The organism is Agrobacterium albertimagni AOL15 (assembly GCF_000300855.1).
Taxonomy (GTDB): Bacteria; Pseudomonadota; Alphaproteobacteria; order Rhizobiales; family Rhizobiaceae; genus Allorhizobium; species Allorhizobium albertimagni.
Window position 1 is genome coordinate 226,444 of the sequence record NZ_ALJF01000023.1, and the last position, 21,707, is coordinate 248,150.

The window sequence follows — 21,707 nt, forward strand, 5'->3', positions numbered from 1 at the left end:
CTGTTCCACTCACTCACGCGACTCAACGCCTGCCAGCGCAATGTGGGGAATTGGTGACGATACTATCGCATTTCTACCGGAGCTTCGGTGCCAGTAATGGCCAGTCCCGACTTCAACACGGAGGCGACAGCATGCACCAGCCCAAGCCTGGCGATGGTTAATTCTCTATGTTTATCGTTAACAAAGCGTAATTCGGGCGAATCCTTGCCCTTGTTCCAGTGAGTATGGAGCGAGCTTGCCAGATCATGCAGGTAAAATGCAAGTCGATGCGGCTCCTGCGACAGTGCTGCTGCCTCGATGATCCGGGGATATTCGGCAAGCTTGCCAATCAATGCGAGCTCCGTCGGATCTTCTATCTGTCCCATTACGGCACTGGCCAGATCGAGCTGCTCGATGTCGAGGTCCGGGAAAGCCTCCTTCGCCTGGCGCAGAATCGACATGCACCGGGCATGGGCATACTGCACGTAGAAGACCGGATTGTCCTTCGATTGCTCGGTCACCTTGGCAAAGTCGAAATCGAGCGGCTCGGAACTCTTCCGATAGAGCATCATGAAGCGCACCGAATCACGGCCGACTTCCTCGACCACTTCGCGCAGCGTCACGAAGTCGCCCGAGCGCTTCGACATCTTCACCGGCTCTCCGTCGCGATAGAGCTTGACCAGCTGGCAGAGCAGCACCGTCAGCTTCGACTTGCCTTCAGAGACGGCGCGGTTGACGGCTTCTAGCCGCTTCACATAGCCGCCATGGTCGGCGCCGAGCACATAGATCATCTCGGAGAAGCCGCGATCGAACTTGTCCTTGAAGTAGGCGACGTCGGCAGCAAAATAGGTGTAGGAGCCATCCGACTTCATCAGCGGACGGTCGATATCGTCACCGACTTCGGTGGAGCGGAACAGCGTCTGCTCGCGGTCTTCCCAATCCTCAGGCAGCTGGCCCTTCGGCGGCGGCAGCGTGCCGCGATAGACATGGCCCTTGAAGGTCAGGTCGTTGATGGCGGTGCGGATCTTGGCGGCGCCATTGGCATGCAATGTGCGCTCGGAGAAGAAGATGTCGTGATGCACGTTGAGCGTGGCGAGATCATCGCGGATCATCACCATCATCGCATCGATTGCCTTTTCCTTGACGATGGCCAGCATGTCCTCTTCCGGCATGCCGTAAAGCTTTGTGCCGTACTCATCGGCAAGCGCCTTGCCGACCGGCACCAGATAGTCGCCCGGATAGAGACCGGCCGGGATCTCGCCGATATCCTCACCGAGCGCCTCGCGGTAGCGCAGGAACGCCGAGCGCGCGAGCACATCGATCTGCGCGCCGGCATCGTTGATGTAATACTCCTTGGTCACCTCGTAGCCGGCAAAACCGAGCAGATTGGCGAGTGTATCGCCGACGACGGCGCCACGGCAGTGACCGACATGCATCGGGCCGGTCGGATTGGCCGAAACATATTCGACATTGACTTTATGGCCGGCGCCGACCGTGGAGCGGCCGAAATCCGTCCCCTGACGGATCATGGTCGCCAGCAGACGCTGCCAATAAGGCACCGAAAGACGGATATTGATGAAACCCGGACCGGCGACGCCGACTTCGGCAATATCGGGATCCTGCTTCAGCTTCTCACCGATCAGATCGGCGAGCGCGCGCGGGTTCATGCCCATGCCCTTGGCAAGCACCATGGCGGCATTGGTTGCGGCATCGCCATGGCTCGGATCACGCGGCGGCTCGACGACGATGCGGTTGAAGTCGAGGCTGTCGCGCTTCTCGCGCACCGCCTCGATCTCGTCGAGCGCTGCTTTGATCCGGATTTCGAAATCGGCGAAAAGGTTCATGGCGTGTCCCTGCGCGCCGGAGCTCAGCCCCGGCGTTTCCTGAAGAATTTCGTCGGCTGCCTATCGCAATTCGGGAGTCCGGTCAAACAGCTCGCGATGCGTTCGCACCGCATAGGTGTCGGTCATACCGGCCAGATAGTCGCCGACATGGCGGGCCTTCTGACCATCATTGAGGCCCGAGATATGGTTGACCCAGAAGTGGCTCTTCATCAGCTTCGGGTCGTTCATATAGGCGGTGAAGAGGTCTGTGACGATCTCGGCGGCGGCGGCACGGATGCGCATGATGTCGGGATGGCGGTAGATGCGACTGAAGAGCAGTTTCTTGATCGCCTTGTCGGTCTCGGCCATTCGATCGGAGAAGGTGGCGATGGTCATGGGGGCCGCCCTCACCTCCTCGACACTCTGCGGTTCGACCTGCTTCAGCCTATCCTGCGCCACGCCGATCACGTCTTCCACCATGCGGGTGATCTGCCGGCGCATGATCTCATGGGTGAAGCGGTCGGGATCGAGATGCGGATAGCGGTCGCGCACCTCCTTCATCAGGCCGGCAAGGAAGGGCACGTCTTCCAGCATCTCGAAGGTCAGGTAACCCGAGCGCAGACCATCATCGATGTCATGGGTGTTATAGGCGATGTCGTCGGCGATTGCCGCGACCTGCGCTTCCAGGCCGGCAAAGCTCGCCAGCTCCAGATCATGGATCTCGCAATAATCGAGGATCGGCTGCGGAACCGGGCCGCGGGTGCCCTGCCCGTCCTTTGTCAGCAGCGGTCCGTTGTGCTTTACTAGGCCTTCGAGCGCTTCCCATGTCAGGTTCAGGCCGTCGAAGTCGGCGTAGCGACGTTCCAGCTTGGTGACGATGCGCAGCGACTGGGCATTGTGATCGAAGCCGCCATAGGGCTTCAGCACCTCGTGCAGCGCATCTTCGCCCGTGTGACCGAAGGGCGTGTGGCCGAAGTCGTGAACAAGCGCCACGCCTTCCGCCAGGTCCTCGTCGAGCTTCAGGGCGCGGGCGAGAGCACGGGCGATCTGGGCCACCTCGATCGTATGCGTAAGACGCGTGCGATAGTGGTCACCATCGGGGCCTATGAAGACCTGGGTCTTGTGCTTCAAGCGGCGAAAGGCGGTGGTGTGGACGATGCGGTCACGGTCGCGCTGGAACTCGGAGCGGGTGAGACTGCCGCCTTCCTCGAAGAGACGGCCGCGGCTCGCCCAGGGATTGGTCGCATAGATCGCCCGTTCTCCGGTCCCGAAACCCAATGCTGCTTGATCGATCGTCATGCGCGTGCCGCTTGCTCCCCATTGACGCAACTCTTGTGCCTTCATACCTATAGCGGACAAAGCCGCAAGGCGATGCGAGTTCCGAAGGGTCTTCGGGCCGCCTCGCCGGATCAAAAGTCGCGCAATTGCGTGACAATGTGGTGATTTGCGCCGAATTGAACCGTTTTCACCGGGCCTTGAACCCGGCAGGAGGCAGAATGAGCACCGAAACCGTTACCCTTTCCGAAGCCGCTGCGAGGCGAATCGCCGCGATCGTTGCCGCTGATGCCGAGAAGTCGGCGCTTCGCGTCTCCGTCGAGGGCGGCGGCTGTTCAGGCTTTTCCTACAAGTTCGACCTGGATGGCCAACCCGCGGGCGACGACATCATAATAAGCCGTGACGGCGCCACCGTGCTGATCGACCCGATGTCGATCATCTATATGGCTGGCTCCGAAATCGACTTCGTCGACAATCTGCTCGGCCAGTCCTTCCAGATCAAGAACCCCAATGCGGTGGCGAGCTGCGGCTGCGGCACCAGCTTTTCCGTATGAGCATGATGAAAATAGCCACCTGGAACATCAACGGCGTCAAGGCGCGTATCGAGAACCTGTGCCAGTGGCTGAAGGATAGCGATCCGGACATCGCCTGCCTCCAGGAGATCAAGTCGGTCGATGAAGGCTTTCCGCGAGCTGAAATCGAGGCGCTCGGCTATCACGTCGAGACCCACGGCCAGAAGGGCTTCAACGGCGTTGCGCTGCTTTCGAAGATCAAGCCCGACGAAGTGAACCGCGGCCTGCCCGGTGACGAGACAGACGAGCAGGCGCGCTTCATCGAAGGCGTGTTTTCCGTCGAGGGCGGTGTCGTGCGCGTCGTCTCGCTCTACCTGCCGAACGGCAATCCGTCCGACGACCCGGTCAAATATCCCTACAAGCTCGCGTGGATGGCACGCCTTGAGGCCTTTGCGCGCGATCGCATGGCGCTTGAAGAGCCGCTGATCCTTGCCGGCGACTACAATGTCATTCCCGAACCTCATGACGCCAAGGACCCGAGCCAGTGGGTCACGGATGCACTCTTCCTGCCTCAGACACGGGCCGCCTTTCGGCGCCTGGAAAATCTCGGCTTCGTCGATGCCGTGCGTGCAACGAATGACGAGACGCCGCTATTTTCCTTCTGGGACTATCAGGCAGGTGCCTGGCAGAAGAATAATGGTATCCGCATCGACCACCTGATGCTCTCGCCCGAGGCATCCGACCGACTGCGTTCGACAGCGATCGAAAAACATGTGCGCGCCTGGGAAAAGCCGTCCGACCACGTACCGGTCGTCGGGCATTTCGCCTTCTGAGGCGGCTGCGGATCGCAGACAGACTAATGGGCGCCGAGGCGCCCATTTTCATATCCATGTTTGGCTTAAACAGTTCAGTCGGCCTGCTCGAAAACTTCGGGCGCGAGAGCGACCGCCACGCGGCGATCCTCTTCATTGGCCAGCGAGAAAGCCCGCTCCTGCAGATCCTGCATCCAGGGACAATCCTTGGGATTGCACCGTTCCAGGGCCGCCGTCAGGAAGGCCAGTCCACGTACCGTCTGCCCCTCTTCGAAAAGCACATTGCCGAAGATCGACATGGCACCGGCATGGCCGCTCTTGCGCGCCAGGTTCAGCCACTTCTTGGCCTGTTGGACATTCACCCTGCCGCCTTCGCCGGCAAGGATCATGCGCGCCAGTTGGAACTGCGCTTCCGGCACACCGAAGGTTGATGCCACCTGGAAATAGATCTGCCGGGCCTGGGCGAGGTCCGCCTTGACGGGACTGTTCGGGATGCCCTGCCGGTAATAGCGGGCGAGCGAGAGAAGCGCATTGACGAAAAACCCAGTATCCGCCGAACCCGGCTCGACACCCTGATTGGCGATCTCCGCATAGATCTTGAAGGCTTCGAAGTCGTTTTCGACGACGCCGTCGCCGGCCGCATACATGTTGGCGAGCGCCCAGCGCGAGCCGGTATGACCCTTTTCCGCTGCGTAACGATAGGCCTCGACGGCCTCTTCCTTCTGGCCCTTCTTGTAGGCATTGAAGCCGAACTTGAAGAGATCAAAGGGACCGGATTCCTTGCTCACGCCGGTATTGATGTCGAACGCGCGGGCGGACGGGCTCGAGGACAGCAGAAGAGCTGCCGTCAGAAGCATTGCCGAAGTCTTCCAGTCACCGAGACGCATGGGTCCGCACAATTTCCAAGTCATCATGGACATCAGAAGCCTCGCCCCGCTTGTGCGGCGAGTTCACCTGCGCCCGATTTGAAGAATACATCCAACCGATGAATAGACGGTTCATGACTGGTTGCCCGATCAGAGCTTCCGTCACCGCTCTTTTGTGTTTTCGTCTGCATGGGAAAGAGACTAGACCCGATTTCCGGCAAGACCGGGGCGATCGATCGCGCCCCATCCAATTTCCCTTCGAGACAGTCTGACCGCTCCCCAAAAGCGACCGAAGTCATTGCTATCAGCACCGATTTTTCGCCCCAGAGGCTCATGTGAAACTCTTAACACCACCCACCTGAAACAGCCCCCGCCGTTTCTTGAAACACCGGTGCTCTTTGTTTGTGGCGGGAAATGGACAAATTTGCCCGTTGCGCGGTCCGGCGGGAACGATAGACGCGATGTTGCAGAATCATCACATTCCGGAAAGCTGAAAAACCGCAGCCCGGCCCACAAACGAAAGAAGCCCGGACAAGCCGGGCTTCGATCGATTTGATTGCGCAGAGATCAGAAGCGAACTTTGAGCGAGGTCGAGACTGCGGCTGCGAGGTCGGTACCGAAGTCATAGGAGACGTCCTGGCCATAGGTTTCACCACCAGTGGTGATCTGGCCCGAACTACCCGACGTCAGCAGGCTTACGGCACCCGCGAGGCGGAACTCAACATTCTCTGTCGGCGTGTAGGAAACACCGGTGCCGAAGATCCAGCGTGCCCGTGATGTCATCCAGTTTGACCTGGCTGTTGTAGACGAGGCTGGCCCGGAGAGCGTATTCAGGGATCTCATAGGCTGCTCCGATGCGCCAGCCATAGCCATCGCCTTCGAGATCGAGGCGACCGATACCCGTTCTTCCAGTCAAACCTAAAGCACCAAGTACCCGAGGGTCGATGACAACTCGCTCTTTAAACCCATCGACCTCTTGATAGAAGCCGCCGCCGATAATCCGCATCTGACCCGGACCCACGTCGAATTTGTAGGAGCATGTCAGCGAGTAGTTATGGCTGTTAACCTTCGTCTCGACGTTATGGTTTGCGCCGGCCCAATTGGTACCAGGCTTGGTGTGAGCTCCCCATGGCTGGGAATAGTCCGCCATGCAGTCAACACCCTCGGTAAGGTTCGCCTTGAAACCAACTCGAGGAACAAAATAGCTCTCGGTCTCACCGACCGAATTTGAGCGATCGTTCAGGTTGCCGCCGCCGTTCGGGCTGGTGCCCGCTGGGTTCGATGTGTCTGTGTCTCTTACGTTTTTCAGAGTTCTGTCAGGCGCAACATAGGTCACGCCGCTTTCGAACACATACTGGCCCGGATCGAACAGAAGGTCGATGTTGTAACCGCCACGCTCAAGACCGCCTGCCTGCGCGCCTCCCACGAATGCGCATGCTGCGATCAGGCCCAGGGCCGTTGTCTTCATCAAATGGTTCGCCATATCTCTCCCCAATTCAGGCAAAACTGTGATTTGGCATACTAAACATGTGCGACCGGATGGCAATCCGGTGATCGGCATCACAGGAATGTTCCCTTGCAGAAATTTTTACGTAACGTTCCTTACGCGCACGTCAAAATGCCGCAGCCATGGTCAAATATTCTCAGACACCACCAAAAACTCCTGTTTTTAAGAAAACGATTTTACGGATGGCATCGTGCGTTGCGCGCACGCCACAGTTTTGCCGATCATCGATTTGGGCGAAATTTATGCATTTCGCCTCGCGGCTGCAGGCAAATCGAGCATTAGCAACAAGATAACGGTCAGAATCGATATGGAAGATAGCAAAGCAATTGTCTGACCGTGGTGCGGCGCAAAAAGAAAAGGCCGGATGCGAAATCCGGCCTTTAGAATTTCATTCCTGAGATGTGGACAGATCAACCTGCCTCGATAACTCTCGAAAGCGCGGTCAAAAGGCTCGCCTTCTGCACTTCTAGCTCCTGCTGGCGCTCGCGTTCCGCTGCGACCACCTCCGGATTGGCATTGGCGACGAACTTCTCGTTGCCAAGCTTGCCGGCGATGCGGCCCAGTTCCTGGTCGACCTTGGCGATCGCCTTTTCGATACGGGCCTTCTCGGCCGAGAGATCGATCAGGGCACCCAGCGGCAGGCAGGCGGTCGCCTCGCCGACGATGATCTGGGCAGCGCCCTTCGGCGCGACATCAGCCACGCTGATCGCCTCGACGCGGGCGAGCCGCTTGATGGCCGCATCGTGGCGGATCAGGCGATCCTTCGTGACGCCATTGGCGCCGACGACGACGAGCGGAGCCGTCGCGCCCGGCGGTACGTTCATCTCCGAACGAGCCGAGCGAATGCCGGTGACCACGTCGATCAGCCAGTTGATGTCGGCAGCCGCGTTATCGTCCGAAAACTCCGGCGTGGGCCAGTCGGCGTGGCAGAGCAAGGTGTCGCGAGCGACGCCCTCGGCTGCGGTATGGGCCCAAAGCTCTTCGGTGATGAAGGGCATGAAGGGATGCAGCAGCTTGTAGGTCTGCTCGAGCACATAAGCCGCACAAGCCTGCGCTTCCTTCTTCGCCTGTTCGTCCTCGCCCATGAAGACCGGCTTCAAGAGTTCCAGATACCAGTCGCAGAACTGGTTCCAGACGAAGCGGTAGAGGCTGCCCGCGGCATCATTGAAGCGATAGGCCTCAATGGCCTCGGTCACCTCGGCTTCCGTGCGGGCAAGCTCCGTCAGGATCCAGCGGTTGATGGCGAGCGACGTCGTCTCCGACAGGAATGCCGGATCGGCCTTCACGCCGTTCATCTCGGCGAAACGCGTGGCGTTCCAAAGCTTGGTGCCGAAGTTGCGGTAGCCGGCGATGCGGGCAGGATCCAGCTTCACGTCGCGCCCCTGGGCTGCCATGATCGCGAGCGTAAAGCGCAGCGCGTCCGCACCATATTCGTCGATCAGTTCCAGCGGGTCGATGACGTTGCCCTTCGACTTCGACATCTTCTGGCCGGCCTTGTCGCGAACCAGCGCATGGACATAGACCGTGTGGAAGGGCTCAACCGGATTGCCGTCCTCGTCCTTCATGAAATGCAGGCCCATCATCATCATGCGGGCAACCCAGAAGAAGATGATGTCGAAGCCGGTGACCAGCACGTCGGTCTGGTAATATTTCGCCAGCTCCGGCGTTTCCTCCGGCCAGCCCAGCGTCGAGAAGGGCCAGAGCGCAGACGAGAACCAGGTATCGAGCACATCCTCGTCGCGTGTCAGAATCTCGCCGGGCTGGAAGTTTTCGAGCTTCTCCTCGACCCAGGCCTTCCACGGGCCTTCATGGGCGATGTAGTGCTGGATCGCCGTATGCAGCGCCTCTTCCTCGGTCTTCTCGACGAAGACCTGACCGTCAGGGCCATACCAGGCCGGGATTTGATGGCCCCACCAGAGCTGGCGCGAAATGCACCAGGGCTCGATGTTTTCCATCCACTCGAAGTAGGTCTTTTCCCAGTTCTTCGGAACGAAGTTGGTCCGGCCCTCGCGAACCGAAGCAATCGCCGGCTCGGCCAGCGTCTTGGCATCGGCAAACCACTGGTCGGTCAGCATCGGCTCGATGACGACGCCGGAGCGATCGCCGAAGGGCTGCATGATCTTCTTATTCTCGACGAAGGGCACGTCGTTGCCTTCGGCATCCTTGACGGTGACCGCGAGGCCTTCCGCATTGATCGCATCGACGATGCGCTTGCGGGCCTCGTAGCGGTCGAGGCCGCGATACTCGTCCGGCACCAGATTGATATCGTCGACCTCAGCCTCGTTCGGCAGATGGCCGGTCTTGGCGATCTCCAGCGCGCGTGCTGCGTAAACGGCATAGTCCTCGCCGTCGTCGCGCATCTTCGCCTGCGTGTCCATCAGTCGATAGAGCGGGATCTTGTTGCGGCGCGCGACCTGATAGTCGTTGAAGTCGTGGGCGCCGGTGATCTTGACGGCGCCGGAGCCGAACTTCGGATCCGGATATTCGTCCGTGATGATCGGGATCAGGCGGCGATGCGCCTTCGGCCCGACCGGGATCTCGCAAAGCTTTCCAACGATTGCGGCGTAACGCTCATCCGACGGATGAACAGCAACCGCGCCATCGCCGAGCATGGTTTCAGGCCGCGTCGTCGCGATCGAGATGTAGTTGCGCTCCTCCTGGAAGGTAACGTTGCCGTCTTCATCCTTCTCGACATAGGTGTAGGTCTCACCACCGGCGAGCGGATATTTGAAGTGCCACATATGGCCTTCAACTTCCTTGTTCTCGACCTCGAGATCGGAAATCGCGGTTTCGAACTTCGGATCCCAGTTGACCAGTCGCTTGCCGCGATAGATCAGGCCTTCCTTGTAGAGCGTAACGAAGACTTCGAGAACGGCTGCCGACAGGCCCTCGTCCATGGTGAAGCGCTCGCGCGACCAGTCACAGGAGGCGCCGAGGCGCTTCAGCTGATTGAAGATCAGGCCGCCTGATTCTTCCTTCCACTCCCAGACTTTCTCGATGAAGGCTTCGCGGCCCATGTCGCGGCGCGAAAGGTTCTGGCCGTTTTCGGCAAGTTTGCGCTCGACAACCATCTGGGTCGCAATGCCGGCATGGTCCATGCCCGGCTGCCACAGCACATCCTTGCCGCGCATGCGCTCGAAGCGGACCATGATGTCCTGCAGCGTGTTGTTCAGCGCATGACCCATGTGAAGCGAGCCGGTGACGTTCGGCGGCGGGATCACGATGGTGAAGGTGTCCTCGCCGGGCTTCGCGTTGGCGCCAGCACGAAACGCATCGGCGTCTTCCCATGCTTTCGCGATTTTCGGTTCGACGGCGGCTGAATCATAGGTCTTTTCGAGCATTTTCCGACCGGATTTTCGAGTTCTGGATGTTGGGTTGTAAATAGGACAGCCCATGGCGAGTCAATAAAAAAGGCCGCTCTTGCGAGCGGCCCATGATCCCCAAAGGGAGTTCGATCAGCGTCGCGGGCCGCGGGCGACGCGTTCGATTTCTTCGCGCACGAGGCGCTCCACCAGCGTCGGCAGATTGTCGTCGAGCCAGTCCTTCAGCATCGGGCGCAGCATTTCTTCTGCGACCTCGTCGAGCGAGCGACGCTCGCTGCCATCAAAGGCGGCGGCGAGTTCGGAGAAGGAACGCGAAACCTGCTCAACGGTTGCGGCGGAAACAAGGGCGGTCAGATCCCGTCCCTCATTTTCTGCCTTCTGCTGCATATCGGTGGCGTCGGAGGCCGCCTGAATGTCCACCTCGAACGATGGCTCCTCCTGTTCCATGGCGGGCTCCAGGAAGGTCGGCTCCCTGCGTTCAGCGCGAACCTCAACATGGGCCATGCGCGCGATCGGCGACGGTTCTGCGGGGCGCTCGGCTTCCTGTTCGGCACGCGGCACTGGTGCCTGGACCGGTTCGGCGGCGATCGTGGGGCGCAACTGCTGGTCACGCATCTCGGATAGACGCGTCGCCATCATCGGCGCCGGAGCCCTGTTCTGCGCATCCTCAGCCGAAAACTCGCTGTCGCGACGCGGCTGCGAGACCGTCACATGCGCGGTCGTGTTGGACAGCTGCGGCGGGTTTGGGCGTTCCGTGCGCTCGGATGCGGACCGCACACGGGCGGCGAGATCGGCGAGCGACACGCTCTTGGGCGCTTCCGAAACCTGCTCGAGGACAGGCTCACGACGCGGCTCGGCTTCGGCGCGCTCCATGTCGCGCTGCGGAAACAGGGGAAAGGCAGAACCGGCATCGTTGGCAGCGACGAATTCGCCGCCGTCATAGCCCATGTCCTCGTCGCTCTCGCCCTGGTCGTCGGACAGGGATGCTGCGTCCTGCGTCAGGCTTCCACCGTTCACGGGATCATTGCTTTCGATGATCCGGCGGATGGATGCCAGGATCTCTTCCATGGACGGTTCACGCGCTACGCTAGGCTGAGCCATACTAATCCCCGTTGTCCTCAGAAATTCTCGGCCGGGACATCTGTCCTCGTGCCGATTCGCGCTCACCCTAGGATACGCGCTTGCCGAAAAAAATCACGTGCGCAGAATGAATTGCCGTGATGCACAGCTTTGTTGCGCAACAACGAAAAGGCCCGCACGTGGCGGGCCTTGGATACTGTCGTGAAAACCTTGCGCCTCAGAAGACGAATTCGGCGGCCTTGCGGAAGCCCGGAAGCGGCTTCACGGCGGCGTTGAAATATTCGGTATAGGAGGTGATGCCACCGTTCCTCACATAGAGGCGGGCGCGGGCCGCATTGCCGTAACCGACGACGGCCACGAGACGACCACCCTCGCGCAGCTGTGCCAGCAGGCTTTCCGACAGCTCCTCGACAGCACCATTGACGAAAATCACGTCATAAGGGGCTTCTGCGGCATAACCGTCTTCCAGCTTGGCGGAGACGACGGCGATATTGTCATAACCGAGTTCGGAGAGCGTTTCCGTCGACTTGGCCACGAGCGCCTCGTCACTCTCGGTCGCGACCACGGAACCGGCAAGCAGCGACAGGAGCGCTGCCGCATAACCGGCGCCACAGCCGATCTCAAGCACCAGGTCATCCTTGGTGATGGCGGCCAGCTGCAGGAGCTTGGCGAGCGGCGACGGCTCCATGATGTAACGCGCCGGATTGCCATTGGCGGCCGGTGCCACCTGCATGTCCTCATCGATATAGGCGAGCGGCTTCAGCTCGGCTGCAACGAAGGCTTCACGCGGCACCGTGAGGAAGGCGGTCAGCACGGAATGGGACGTGACGTCCGTCGTCCTGATCTGGTTGTCCACCATCTTGGTGCGTGCTGCTGCGTAATCCATCATTTCATTCGCGCCCCGTGTCGACCGGCCATAGCGGCTCATTCCACCCGTGTCTTTAATTGCAGGGCGAGGCGCTTTCAAGCCGGTCTTCCCCTCGCACACGAGAATATCGCGGCCGCCAAGCGACGCAGTCGCTCTTGCAGAACGCGCGAAGACGACATAGCCGATGCCGACAGTATACTGTCTATTGTATCTATGGGGAGAGTTCGGATGGAGGCCTCGCCCGGAATTGAACCGGGGTACAAGGATTTGCAGTCCTCTGCGTCACCACTCCGCCACGAGGCCATCCGAGTAGAAAAGTGCGTGTGGTGGGCGGCATTTAGAACGGATCGAGAGTGAGCGCAAGGGGAAATTCATCAAATCTCGCGGCGCCCCTGTGGATGCCCGGAGGCGCCCTTCCCCGCCCGATTTCGTCAGCAGTCCGCCCGCCAGCGACGACGATCGAGCAGGCGCGTTGCGGCCATGGTGCTCGCGGCTTCTGCCAATCGTCCGGGATCCGTCATGCCGGATGTATAAAGCCGGATCACGGCCTTGCCCACTGCTTCGCGGTGGCCGTCATCGGAGTAAGCGGGCTTAGCCGGCTCGACCGCCCGCATCGCGTGATCAATAATGTGAAAATCTCTCGGCGTCAGAATCAAGGAACTCTCCGCCTGAATGAATATGCTCATGTCGTTTGACCTTTCCGGGAACCAGACGACAACTGCCGTGTTCGGTATCCCGTTTGAGTCCGCCCAGCGTATCGGGTTGGAACTATCAGGTCATTTCACTATGACATGTGCTCCTTCGCGTGCCTCAGTCCTCGCGCCCGGGGCGCGGCGTGTCCTTGCGGCGGCTCCACCAGACGGTCATGCGTCGCCGACGGCGGCGTACGGCCGGTAGGTCATGAGAGAGAACGATCAGGCCAAGCGGCAGCATCCAGAAGCCGAGGATCGGCAGGAAGCCCAGAAAGCCACCGCCCACTAGCGCCGTTCCCGTCACGATTCGACCGGCCCTCGAACGGGGAACGGGGATTTCGAGCTTGCCGAGCACAAGGCGACCTCGCTGCTGGTCGAGCCGATACCGACGTTCTGGCATTCACGAGACTCCCTGCGTTTCGGCGGTTTTGGGCCCCTTTCCCACCGCCCTCCAGATGGTGAGCCCACAAATAAAAACAAGACGATGACATTTTTTTTGAAAAACCGCTTGGCAAACGGAGCGAGCATCAGTATTACCCCGCTCACACCGCGCCAAGCGGCTGTTCCCTGGTAGCTCAGCGGTAGAGCATTCGACTGTTAATCGACAGGTCGCCGGTTCGAATCCGGCCCGGGGAGCCATCTCATTCCGAAGCCCGCGCCTCACAAAGGCAGCGGGCTTTTTGATTCCGGGCATCTCAGCTGTTTGCCAGACCTTAGACCTACAAGATCTTGGGTGGTCGTTCCGGCAATGGTTCCGAAACCCCCTCTTCACCTTTGGCTGCTATTTCCCTTCTCATACGAATAAGAATGCAAGGAGGACGGCCGATGTGGCTCGAGCTTCACGATGGGGACGGCTTTCCCTTCTATGTCAACATGGACAATGTGGTGGACTTCCGCTGGTATGAGCGAGAAGGCTACACGTGCCTGCTGACCACCGCCCCGGTCGCCGAAAAGCTGCATCGCCTCTATGTCCGCGAAAATGCCCAGGAAATCATGGCCATGCTGCGGGCCGAACAGGCCCGACGGGTCGCCCCCGCGCGCTCCGCCGCCTGAGCGCCGCTTTCCGTCGCGGCCCAAAACCCAGATTTGTGACGACAGCGTGATCTTGTCGCGGTGACCCTTCGTATGGCTTTGAAAGCCAACGAAGAAGAACAACGCATGCCGCAATCCGCCAAGACGCTCATCCTCTGGTTCCGCAAGGATCTCCGGATCTCCGACCACGCCGCGCTTGCAACAGCGGTGGACGAGGGGTTTCGCATAGTCCCTCTTTATATAAGGGAGCCGGAGCACGCCGGCACCGGACCGCTTGGTGCGGCGCAAGCCTGGTGGCTGCATCATTCGCTCGAAGCCTTGTCGGCGTCACTCGACGCGCTCGGCGCCAGTCTCGTGCTACGCAGCGGCGCCGCGGACGCCGCGCTCTCGGATCTCATCACCGAGACTGGCGCTTCGGCCGTCTTCTGGAATCGCCGTTACGATCCCTCAGGCATCTCAGTCGACAAGGCCTTGAAGGCGAAACTGATCGCTGATGGCATCGAGGTGCGCACCTTTGCCGGCCAGATCCTGCACGAACCGACGAAGCTGAAGACCGGGGCCGGCGGGCATTTCCGTGTCTATACGCCTTTCTGGAAGGCACTGGACGGATCCGGCGAACCGCCAGAGCCAATCCCGGCCCCCAAGGCCCTGCCCGCCCCAGAGCATTGGCCGAAGAGTGAGAAACTTTCGGACTGGGATCTGTTGCCGACCAAGCCGAACTGGGCGAAAGGCTTTGAAAGCGAATGGCAGCCCGGCGAAGACGGTGCCAGGAAGCGCCTCGCCGATTTCATCGCATCCGGCCTCAAGGGCTATCGCACCCGCCGCGACTTTCCCGGCGAAGCGCATGTTTCGATGCTATCGCCGCACCTCGCGCTCGGCGAGATTTCGCCCGCCTCCGTCTGGCATGCGACGCGAGGACTGTCGGACTCCTATTCGAGCGAGGACTACATCCACTTCCGCAAGGAGCTTGTCTGGCGCGATTTCTCCTATCACCTGCTCTTTCATTTTCCCGATCTCGCGACCAAGAACTGGAACACCAAGTTCGATGCCTTCCCCTGGCGTCACGCGCCGGACCTGCTCGAAAAGTGGCGGAAAGGCCAGACCGGCTATCCGATCATCGATGCCGGCATGCGCCAGCTCTGGCAGACGGGCTTCATGCACAATCGTGTGCGCATGATCGTTGCTTCCTTCCTGATCAAGGATCTCCTGATCGACTGGCGGGAAGGCGAGCGCTGGTTCCGCGACACGCTCGTCGATGCCGACCCGGCGTCGAATGCTGCAAGCTGGCAATGGGTTGCCGGTTCCGGCGCGGACGCCGCCCCCTTCTTCCGCATCTTCAATCCGATCAGTCAGGGCGAGAAATTCGATCCCGAGGGCGCTTATGTCCGACGCTTCGTGCCGGAGCTGAAGGCCATGCCGGACAAGTTCATCCACAAGCCCTTCGACGCGCCCTTCGCGGTTCTGAAGGAGGCCGGCGTCAGCCTTGGCAAGACCTATCCGCAACCCATTGTCGATCACGGCAAGGCAAGGGATGCGGCGATGGCCGCGTTCCAGGGGTTGAAGACGGAGTAAACCCTCTTTCCCGCGCTCCATTGCGATTGGCGGAGACGGACCTGACCCGGCCGGCCGGAGCAACAACCGGCGGCTGTCGTCAACAGCTTTGGCGGGGCCGTCCAAGAAATCACCACAATCCGGTGCAACCGGCAACCGGTTGATATCGCCTGACTTATGGCGAACCCACTACCAAACTGCGATGGAGCGTCCAGGCGTTCCAATCGACCTTTACGAGTACAAGAGACTGAGAAGCATGCATTTCCCCAATCTGATCCCGCCCCTCGCCCTCGCGTCGCTGGCAACCTCCTTTGCCATGCCCGTCGTCGCAAACGACCTGCTGCCGATCGATCATGGACGTTACGTCCAGTCCCAGCATGAATGCAGCGATCCGAAGGGTTCGATGCTGTTCATCTATGACGGAAAGGGCGTGAAGAGCGCCAAGACCAGCTGCACGCTGAGCAACGTGACCCAATCCGGAAACGTCTATCAGTTCGACGAGAGCTGCTCCTATTACCACCGTTCCTGGAGCATTCTGCCGACAACGGTCACCGACTATAAGAGCCGCCTGGAGATGCTGAACAATCGGGAATTCGTGTTGAAGCGCGAGAATGAGAATCTCGAAATGACCGATCAGTACCGCTGGTGCTCTGCCGAATAGATCGGACCTCGACCACCGGGAGCCGGCCTGACCGTGACGCAGTGTCGGCCCCCGAACGCATTTTCCCTCCCTTTGCCGCCACGCGAAAAGCCATTCCTTGCCTTTGCCTGTCCTCAGGCGGAAAAGACCGGTTCACGTTTCGCGCTGACCGCCGCCCCGCAGAATCTTGCCCAGAAGGACAAATTTGCGCGGCGTCCCGGTTTTCTTCCCCGCGCATTTGGTTCTAGTGTCCGCGTCAGACAAAAAAGGCAGGCATCATGGCATTTCACCCCTCCGTTCTCGAGGCGATCGGCAATACGCCCCTCATCCGGCTGAAGGGCGCCTCGCAGGCGACCGGCTGCACCATTCTCGGCAAGGCCGAATTCCTCAATCCCGGCCAGTCGGTGAAGGATCGGGCCGCCCTCTTCATCATCCGCGACGCCGAGCGGCGCGGACTGCTTCGCCCCGGCGGCGTGATCGTCGAAGGCACGGCCGGCAATACCGGCATCGGGCTGACCCTGGTTGCCAAGGCGCTGGGTTATCGCACCGTGATCGTCATCCCGGAGACCCAGAGCCAGGAGAAGAAGGACGCGCTGAGACTGCTTGGCGCCGAACTCGTTGAAGTCCCTGCAGTCCCGTACAAGAACCCGAACAACTATGTGAAGATCTCCGGCCGGCTTGCTGCGGAGCTTGCGAAGTCCGAGCCGAACGGAGCGATCTGGGCGAACCAGTTCGACAATACCGTCAACCGCGACGCCCATATTGCAACGACGGCGAAGGAAATCTTCGATGAGACCGGTGGCGCCGTCGACGGCTTCATTTGCGCCGTCGGCTCGGGCGGCACGCTTGCCGGCACCGGTATCGGCCTTCGCAACATGAAGCCATCCGTGAAGATCGGTCTTGCCGATCCGGAGGGTGCGGCACTCTATGAATATTACCGGCACGGTGAGCTCAAGTCCTCGGGCTCCTCGATCACCGAGGGAATCGGCCAGGGCCGCATCACCGCCAACCTCGAAGGCTTCAAGCCCGATTTCGCCTATCAAATTCCCGATTCCGAAGCGCTCGACATCGTCTTCGACCTCGTCGAAAACGAGGGCCTCTGCCTCGGCGGCTCCTCGGGCATCAACATTGCTGGCGCCATTCGTCTCGCGAAGGAACTGGGCCCCGGCCACACGATCGTGACGATCCTCTGCGACTACGGCAATCGCTACCAGTCGAAGCTGTTCAACCCGGACTTCCTGCGCTCGAAAAACCTGCCCGTCCCGACCTGGCTCGAAAAGCGCGTCGCCTTCGACCTGCCGTTCGAGACCGTCTGACATCATTGAAAGCACTGCCATGACCACCATCGCCCTCTACCGCGACGATTTCTATCTCTCGACGGCGGAGGCGGTGGTGACTTCAGTGCATGAAGACGGCGCGGTCGAGCTCGACCAGACCTGTTTCTATGCGGCCTCAGGCGGCCAACCGGGCGATACCGGCTTCCTCGAGCGAGAAGATGGCAGCCGCATTCAGCTTGCCGAGACCCGCCACGGCCCCACCAAGGATATCATCCTGCATCGCCCTCTCGACGGTGAGCCCCTGCCCTCCATTGGCGAAAAGCTCGTTTTGCATGTCGATTGGCAGCGCCGCTACAGGCTGATGCGTATGCACACCGCCTGCCACCTTCTCTCCGTCGTCTGCCCCTATCCGATCACGGGGGCTGCCGTCGGCGAGGAGGAAAGTCGCGTCGATTTCGACATGTCGGAGACAATCGACAAGGACCAGGTGACGGCAGACCTGATGAAGCTCGTCGGCGAAAATCACCCCGTTTATCTCCAGTGGATCACCGACGACGAGCTCGCGGCCAATCCCGGCATCGTCAAGTCGAAGAATGTGCGGCCGCCCGTCGGCCTCGGCCGCGTCAGCCTTGTCTGTATTGGCGAGAACTCCGCCGTTGACAGCCAGCCCTGCGGGGGCACACATGTTTCCGAGACTCAGGAGGTCGGCGCGATTCATATCGCCAAGATCGAAAAGAAGGGCAAGGAGAACCGCCGGTTCCGCATTCGCTTTGGAGCCCCGGACGCCTGAGCCCTAAGGAAACTACGGGAGAAGTGCATGTCCGGTGAGAAAAGCCGTTTCGTCGTGTCGGCGGACTGGGTCGAAAAGAACCTCGGGGCACCCGGATTCCAACTTGTCGATGCCTCCTGGTATCTTCCAGCCCAAGGCCGCAACGGGGCCGTCGAATATGCCTCCGGTCATATTCCGGGTGCGGTCTTCTTCGACCAGGACGTGATTGCCGATACCACGACCGGACTTCCCCATTCCCTGCCCTCGCCCTCCTTCTTCGCCCAGGCAGTCGGCCAGCTCGGCATTTCGGCCGAGGACACGATCGTCGTCTATGACGGCCCCGGCTTCTTTTCGGCGCCCCGCGTCTGGTGGATGTTCCGCGTCATGGGCGCGCGCCGCGTCTACGTGCTCGATGGCGGTATCGACGGCTGGAAGGCCGAAGGCCGGAAGCTCGAGACCGACCTGCCGGAACCAGCACCTGTTACCTTCGAGGCGCAGTTCGACCGTTCAAGGATCACCTCGTTCGACCAGATGTCGGCGATTGCCGACGAGGGCGACAAGCAGATTGCCGACGCCCGCCCCGCCGGTCGCTTCACCGGCGAGGAGCCGGAACCGCGCGAAGGCATGCGTTCCGGCCATATTCCGGGTGCCCGCAGCGTGCCTGCATCATCGCTCTCGGAAAACGGCCACCTGAAGGATCTGGCGACCCTGCGCTCGATCTTCACCAATGCCGGCGTGGATCTCAACAATCCGGTGGTGACGTCTTGCGGATCCGGTGTGACGGCAGCCGTCGTGACACTGGCGCTCGAAAGCCTCGGGCATACCGACAATTCGCTCTATGACGGCTCCTGGTCGGAATGGGGCTCGAAGAGCGATACGCCTGTCGTGACGGGGGATGCTTCGCCGCTCGAATCGAAGACATCAGGGCCGCTGACTGCCCATGTCACCCGGCTCGAAATGACGGCGCCGCCGAAATCCAGCTTGCCGGTGCCCGTCAATATCCAGACGGCCATCATGCGCACGCATGAAATCCCGCTGTCCTTCTATCGCTTCCTGCACCGCCAGGTGGGTGCCCGCTGGCACTGGTACGAGCGCCTGCGTCTGCCCGACGAGCAGCTGAAGGCAATCATCCACGCACCGAAGGTGTCGATCTCGGTTCTTTATGTAAATGGCGCACCGGCCGGCTTCTACGAGCTGTCGCAGGAAAACGGCGATCTCGTCGAGCTCTCCTATTTTGGCCTCTTCGAACATGCGCTCGGGCTTGGCATCGGCAAGTGGTTCCTGCTGCAGTGTCTTTACGCGGCCTGGGCGAGCAATCCGAAGACGGTCACCGTCACCACCAACTCGCTCGACCATCCGCGCGCGCTGCAGCTCTACCAGCAGTTCGGCTTCTCGCCTGTCGGCACCTATGACGCTCTGGTCGATCCGCTCACCGATCAGGAACTGCTCGCCCTGATCAAGCGCGACGGCTGATGCCGTCGTCTATTCCTTCTTCTTCAACTTGACGCTGGTGGCTTCCGTTTCTTCCTCGGAAGCCTCGTCAGCTCCGTCCTCCCCATCCGGATCCTCTTCGCCAGCGGCCTGGTTCTCGAACCAGTTGGCGATCAAACCGGCGTGGAAGGCGGCCATCTCGTAGCAGTAGGTGATCTCGCGGTCACCGGCATACCAGAAGGCGTTTTCCGTGCCGCAGGTCTTGCCGGTCAGTTTGATGCCGTCCTTGAGGTCATACCCCTCGCCGAAGACGGTCGCGATCGTCTCCAGCACGCTTGCGGACTTCAAGAGATCGGCGAAACCCTGCAGGTCCTCGTTTCCGGCCGGCTCATAGGTGACCTCGAATTTCGTTTTCGCGCCGTCCTTCATGTTGGCGGCGAGCAGGCTCATCCAGCTGTCACGGGCCCTTTGATATTCGAAAACGCATTCCTGGCGGCGCTCTTCCGGAAATTCGAGCGAGTCGGCAAACTCCTTGAAGAACTCGGCATTGGCGCCGGTCATCATGCAGACGATCGCATAGGCACGCTGCCGGTTGAGGCCATGGGTGCCCATGAAGTCGTCTTCCTGGGGGCCGTCCTCATTCGCTTCGTCGAGCAGGAACCAGCCATCGGCCGCATCCTGCATGGTCGTATTGAGGTCCTCGTCCTCGGCACCGAGCAGCAGCACGGAGGAAAGTGCATCGACGGCATCCTCCTCGCGGCCGAGAACCGGCAGGTTGAGCTCGGAGACCAGCATGTGGCCGGCCTCGTGGAAGAGGATGAAGATGGCGTTGTTGACGACGAAACGCTGGCCTTCCTCGACCTGTTCGGCCGTCAGCTCCTCGGCCCGAACACTTGTGGATGGCTGGAACAGCCATGCGGCAACGGATGCCAGCGTGACCGCGGCGACAGACTTGATTGACAGCATGTGAGAGACCCCGAACCCCTGATAGCTCGCCGATTATCTACAGCAGAGGTTAAGCGAGAGAGAAGCACCATTTCTGACCGCACGGACGCACGCAGGGATCGGGTGGCCGCAGATGCCTCAGTGACAGAAGGTGGACTATCTCAACCGTCGACATGAGGCTTCCATGATGTCCGATCTCCGCTTTCTCGCCATGTCTTCGCAACAGGCTGCAGCCTATCGTCAGGGAGCCCCCGACGCCTACGGGCTCACGCCCGAGCGTCGTATCTCCCCCGGCGGTTATCCCTGCCGTCATTGCCTCGGCGACATTGCCGAAGGCGAGGCCTATCTGACGCTCGCCTATCGCCCTTTTCCGACGCTCCAGCCCTATGCCGAGACCGGACCGATCTTCCTGCATGCCGACGCCTGCCCGCGATATGAAGCAAGCGACGTCCTGCCGCCGATGCTGGGAAGCCCCGACTACATCGTGCGCGGCTATGGCACGGACGACCGGATCGTCTACGGCAGCGGTGGAGTGGTTCCGACTGAGGCCATAATCGCGCGGGCTCGCGCATTGCTTGCCAACCCCGCCATCGCCTATGTCCATGTGCGATCGGCGCGCAACAATTGTTACCAGTGCCGGATTGAGCGGAGCGAAGACCACGAGAGGATGAACGGGAGCTAAGCGTTGGCTTCAGGCGAAGTTCATTCGCGTCATGGCATCCCAACTTAAAGCACACTGCAGAACGGAGGACATGACATGCAGCGACGTCTGTTTCTGACACTTTTAGGGGGCGCTATTGCGTCGCCGGTCGTCGGCTTCGCACAGGAGGCCCCCACGGAAGACATGATCATGCGGCGGCTGGATGCCGCTCCGCAGCGGCAGATCGCCCCGCGGAACCGGGTCACCATCGACGAGTTCAAGCGGCGGCCGGAGCTTCGGCGCCAAGCCCCCTCGATCGATATCCAGGCGATCAACTTCGCCACAGGCTCAGCGGATATTCCGCGTTCGGAATATCGAAAGGTGCAGCAGATCGCCCGCGCCATGGAACAGCTGCTGCGTCGCCGGCGCGCGGTTCGCTTCCTGATCGAGGGCCATACGGATGCGGTCGGGTCTGCTAATTCCAATCAGGTCCTGTCCGAGTGCCGGGCTGCCTCGCTCAAAATGGTTCTGGTCCGCGAATTCGGCATTCCCTCGCGCGTGCTCGAAACCGTTGGCTATGGCGAAGATTACCTGCTGATCCCGACTGAGCGGTCGGAATGGCGTAACCGACGCGTCACGCTGCGCCGTATTGACGACTTCATCCGCTGATCTTGTGCGCGTCAGT

At 60.6% G+C, this 21,707-nt stretch carries 20 protein-coding genes, 2 tRNA genes and 1 pseudogene; 11 read left to right on the forward strand and 12 right to left on the reverse strand.

The features are described 5' to 3' along the window. Nucleotides 1-62 precede the first annotated feature (62 nt). Together argS and QWE_RS23005 are read right to left on the reverse strand one after the other, a co-directional pair. Nucleotides 63-1,823: an arginine--tRNA ligase gene (gene argS / locus QWE_RS23000; protein ID WP_006728585.1), complete on the reverse strand. Its 1,761-nt coding sequence runs from the start codon at nt 1,821-1,823 to the stop codon at nt 63-65. Between the two features lie 60 nt (nt 1,824-1,883). Beyond that, nucleotides 1,884-3,101 carry a deoxyguanosinetriphosphate triphosphohydrolase gene (locus QWE_RS23005; RefSeq protein WP_006728586.1) on the reverse strand — a complete coding sequence of 406 codons (1,218 nt, stop codon included), beginning with the start codon at nt 3,099-3,101 and terminating at the stop codon, nt 1,884-1,886. A 197-nt stretch (nt 3,102-3,298) separates the two neighbouring features. On the opposite strand from QWE_RS23005, the gene erpA reads away from it, so the two are divergent. Then, complete coding sequence (gene erpA / locus QWE_RS23010; RefSeq protein WP_006728587.1) at nt 3,299-3,631, forward strand: iron-sulfur cluster insertion protein ErpA; 333 nt, start codon at nt 3,299-3,301, stop codon at nt 3,629-3,631. Nucleotides 3,632-3,636: 5 nt separating this feature from the next. Continuing rightward, nucleotides 3,637-4,422 carry an exodeoxyribonuclease III gene (gene xth, locus QWE_RS23015; RefSeq protein ID WP_006728588.1) on the forward strand — a complete coding sequence of 262 codons (786 nt, stop codon included), beginning with the start codon at nt 3,637-3,639 and terminating at the stop codon, nt 4,420-4,422. Nucleotides 4,423-4,496: 74 nt separating this feature from the next. Here the strand turns inward: xth and exoR are convergent, their stop codons facing one another. The 9 genes and pseudogenes from exoR to QWE_RS23055 form a co-directional block, all read right to left on the reverse strand. After that, entirely contained in the window at nt 4,497-5,258 is a 762-nt protein-coding gene (exoR, locus tag QWE_RS23020; protein ID WP_006728589.1) for an exopolysaccharide production regulator ExoR, read from the reverse strand. A gap of 62 nt (nt 5,259-5,320) precedes the next feature. Continuing rightward, on the reverse strand, nt 5,321-5,602 hold the full coding sequence (locus QWE_RS25030; protein ID WP_085942958.1) for a hypothetical protein: 282 nt from the start codon (nt 5,600-5,602) through the stop codon (nt 5,321-5,323). Nucleotides 5,603-5,834: 232 nt separating this feature from the next. After that, nucleotides 5,835-6,750: pseudogene (locus QWE_RS23025) on the reverse strand (outer membrane protein transport protein). Between the two features lie 434 nt (nt 6,751-7,184). Further along, nucleotides 7,185-10,115 (reverse strand): valine--tRNA ligase, encoded by a 2,931-nt coding sequence (locus tag QWE_RS23030; RefSeq protein ID WP_006728590.1) that lies wholly within the window; start codon nt 10,113-10,115, stop codon nt 7,185-7,187. 114 nt (nt 10,116-10,229) lie between these two features. After that, the gene (locus tag QWE_RS26080) at nt 10,230-11,198 is read right to left on the reverse strand and encodes a DUF2497 domain-containing protein (RefSeq protein WP_040300891.1); all 969 of its coding nucleotides are present in this window, start codon (nt 11,196-11,198) and stop codon (nt 10,230-10,232) included. Nucleotides 11,199-11,394: 196 nt separating this feature from the next. After that, nucleotides 11,395-12,063, reverse strand: a complete 669-nt coding sequence (locus QWE_RS23040) for a protein-L-isoaspartate O-methyltransferase family protein (RefSeq protein WP_040300912.1) — start codon at nt 12,061-12,063, stop codon at nt 11,395-11,397. A 211-nt stretch (nt 12,064-12,274) separates the two neighbouring features. Then, nucleotides 12,275-12,348, reverse strand: a tRNA-Cys gene (locus QWE_RS23045). A 128-nt stretch (nt 12,349-12,476) separates the two neighbouring features. Further along, nucleotides 12,477-12,701: a hypothetical protein gene (locus QWE_RS23050; protein ID WP_157790750.1), complete on the reverse strand. Its 225-nt coding sequence runs from the start codon at nt 12,699-12,701 to the stop codon at nt 12,477-12,479. A gap of 154 nt (nt 12,702-12,855) precedes the next feature. After that, nucleotides 12,856-13,137 carry a hypothetical protein gene (locus tag QWE_RS23055; RefSeq protein ID WP_006728594.1) on the reverse strand — a complete coding sequence of 94 codons (282 nt, stop codon included), beginning with the start codon at nt 13,135-13,137 and terminating at the stop codon, nt 12,856-12,858. Between the two features lie 164 nt (nt 13,138-13,301). Here QWE_RS23055 and QWE_RS23060 point away from each other — a divergent pair. From QWE_RS23060 to sseA, 7 genes are all read left to right on the forward strand, one after another. Further along, nucleotides 13,302-13,376 (forward strand) — tRNA-Asn (locus QWE_RS23060). 186 nt (nt 13,377-13,562) lie between these two features. Then, complete coding sequence (locus tag QWE_RS23065) at nt 13,563-13,790, forward strand: hypothetical protein (RefSeq protein ID WP_006728595.1); 228 nt, start codon at nt 13,563-13,565, stop codon at nt 13,788-13,790. 105 nt (nt 13,791-13,895) lie between these two features. Further along, nucleotides 13,896-15,341, forward strand: coding sequence for a cryptochrome/photolyase family protein (locus tag QWE_RS23070; RefSeq protein ID WP_040300913.1), 1,446 nt, complete (start codon nt 13,896-13,898; stop codon nt 15,339-15,341). 235 nt (nt 15,342-15,576) lie between these two features. Next, nucleotides 15,577-15,981, forward strand: a complete 405-nt coding sequence (locus tag QWE_RS23075; protein WP_006728597.1) for a hypothetical protein — start codon at nt 15,577-15,579, stop codon at nt 15,979-15,981. Nucleotides 15,982-16,238: 257 nt separating this feature from the next. Next, nucleotides 16,239-17,276, forward strand: coding sequence for a cysteine synthase A (locus QWE_RS23080; protein ID WP_006728598.1), 1,038 nt, complete (start codon nt 16,239-16,241; stop codon nt 17,274-17,276). Between the two features lie 19 nt (nt 17,277-17,295). Next, nucleotides 17,296-18,027 (forward strand): alanyl-tRNA editing protein, encoded by a 732-nt coding sequence (locus tag QWE_RS23085; RefSeq protein ID WP_006728599.1) that lies wholly within the window; start codon nt 17,296-17,298, stop codon nt 18,025-18,027. 27 nt (nt 18,028-18,054) lie between these two features. Beyond that, nucleotides 18,055-19,479 carry a 3-mercaptopyruvate sulfurtransferase gene (gene sseA / locus QWE_RS26000; protein WP_006728600.1) on the forward strand — a complete coding sequence of 475 codons (1,425 nt, stop codon included), beginning with the start codon at nt 18,055-18,057 and terminating at the stop codon, nt 19,477-19,479. 9 nt (nt 19,480-19,488) lie between these two features. Here sseA and QWE_RS23095 read toward each other — a convergent pair whose 3' ends face one another. Further along, nucleotides 19,489-20,403 carry a DUF4344 domain-containing metallopeptidase gene (locus tag QWE_RS23095; protein ID WP_006728601.1) on the reverse strand — a complete coding sequence of 305 codons (915 nt, stop codon included), beginning with the start codon at nt 20,401-20,403 and terminating at the stop codon, nt 19,489-19,491. A 166-nt stretch (nt 20,404-20,569) separates the two neighbouring features. Here QWE_RS23095 and QWE_RS23100 point away from each other — a divergent pair, with 166 nt between their 5' ends. After that, the gene (locus QWE_RS23100; protein WP_040300914.1) at nt 20,570-21,064 is read left to right on the forward strand and encodes a DUF1203 domain-containing protein; all 495 of its coding nucleotides are present in this window, start codon (nt 20,570-20,572) and stop codon (nt 21,062-21,064) included. A 75-nt stretch (nt 21,065-21,139) separates the two neighbouring features. Next, nucleotides 21,140-21,691: an OmpA family protein gene (locus QWE_RS23105; protein WP_006728603.1), complete on the forward strand. Its 552-nt coding sequence runs from the start codon at nt 21,140-21,142 to the stop codon at nt 21,689-21,691. The last annotated feature ends 16 nt before the right edge of the window (nt 21,692-21,707 follow it).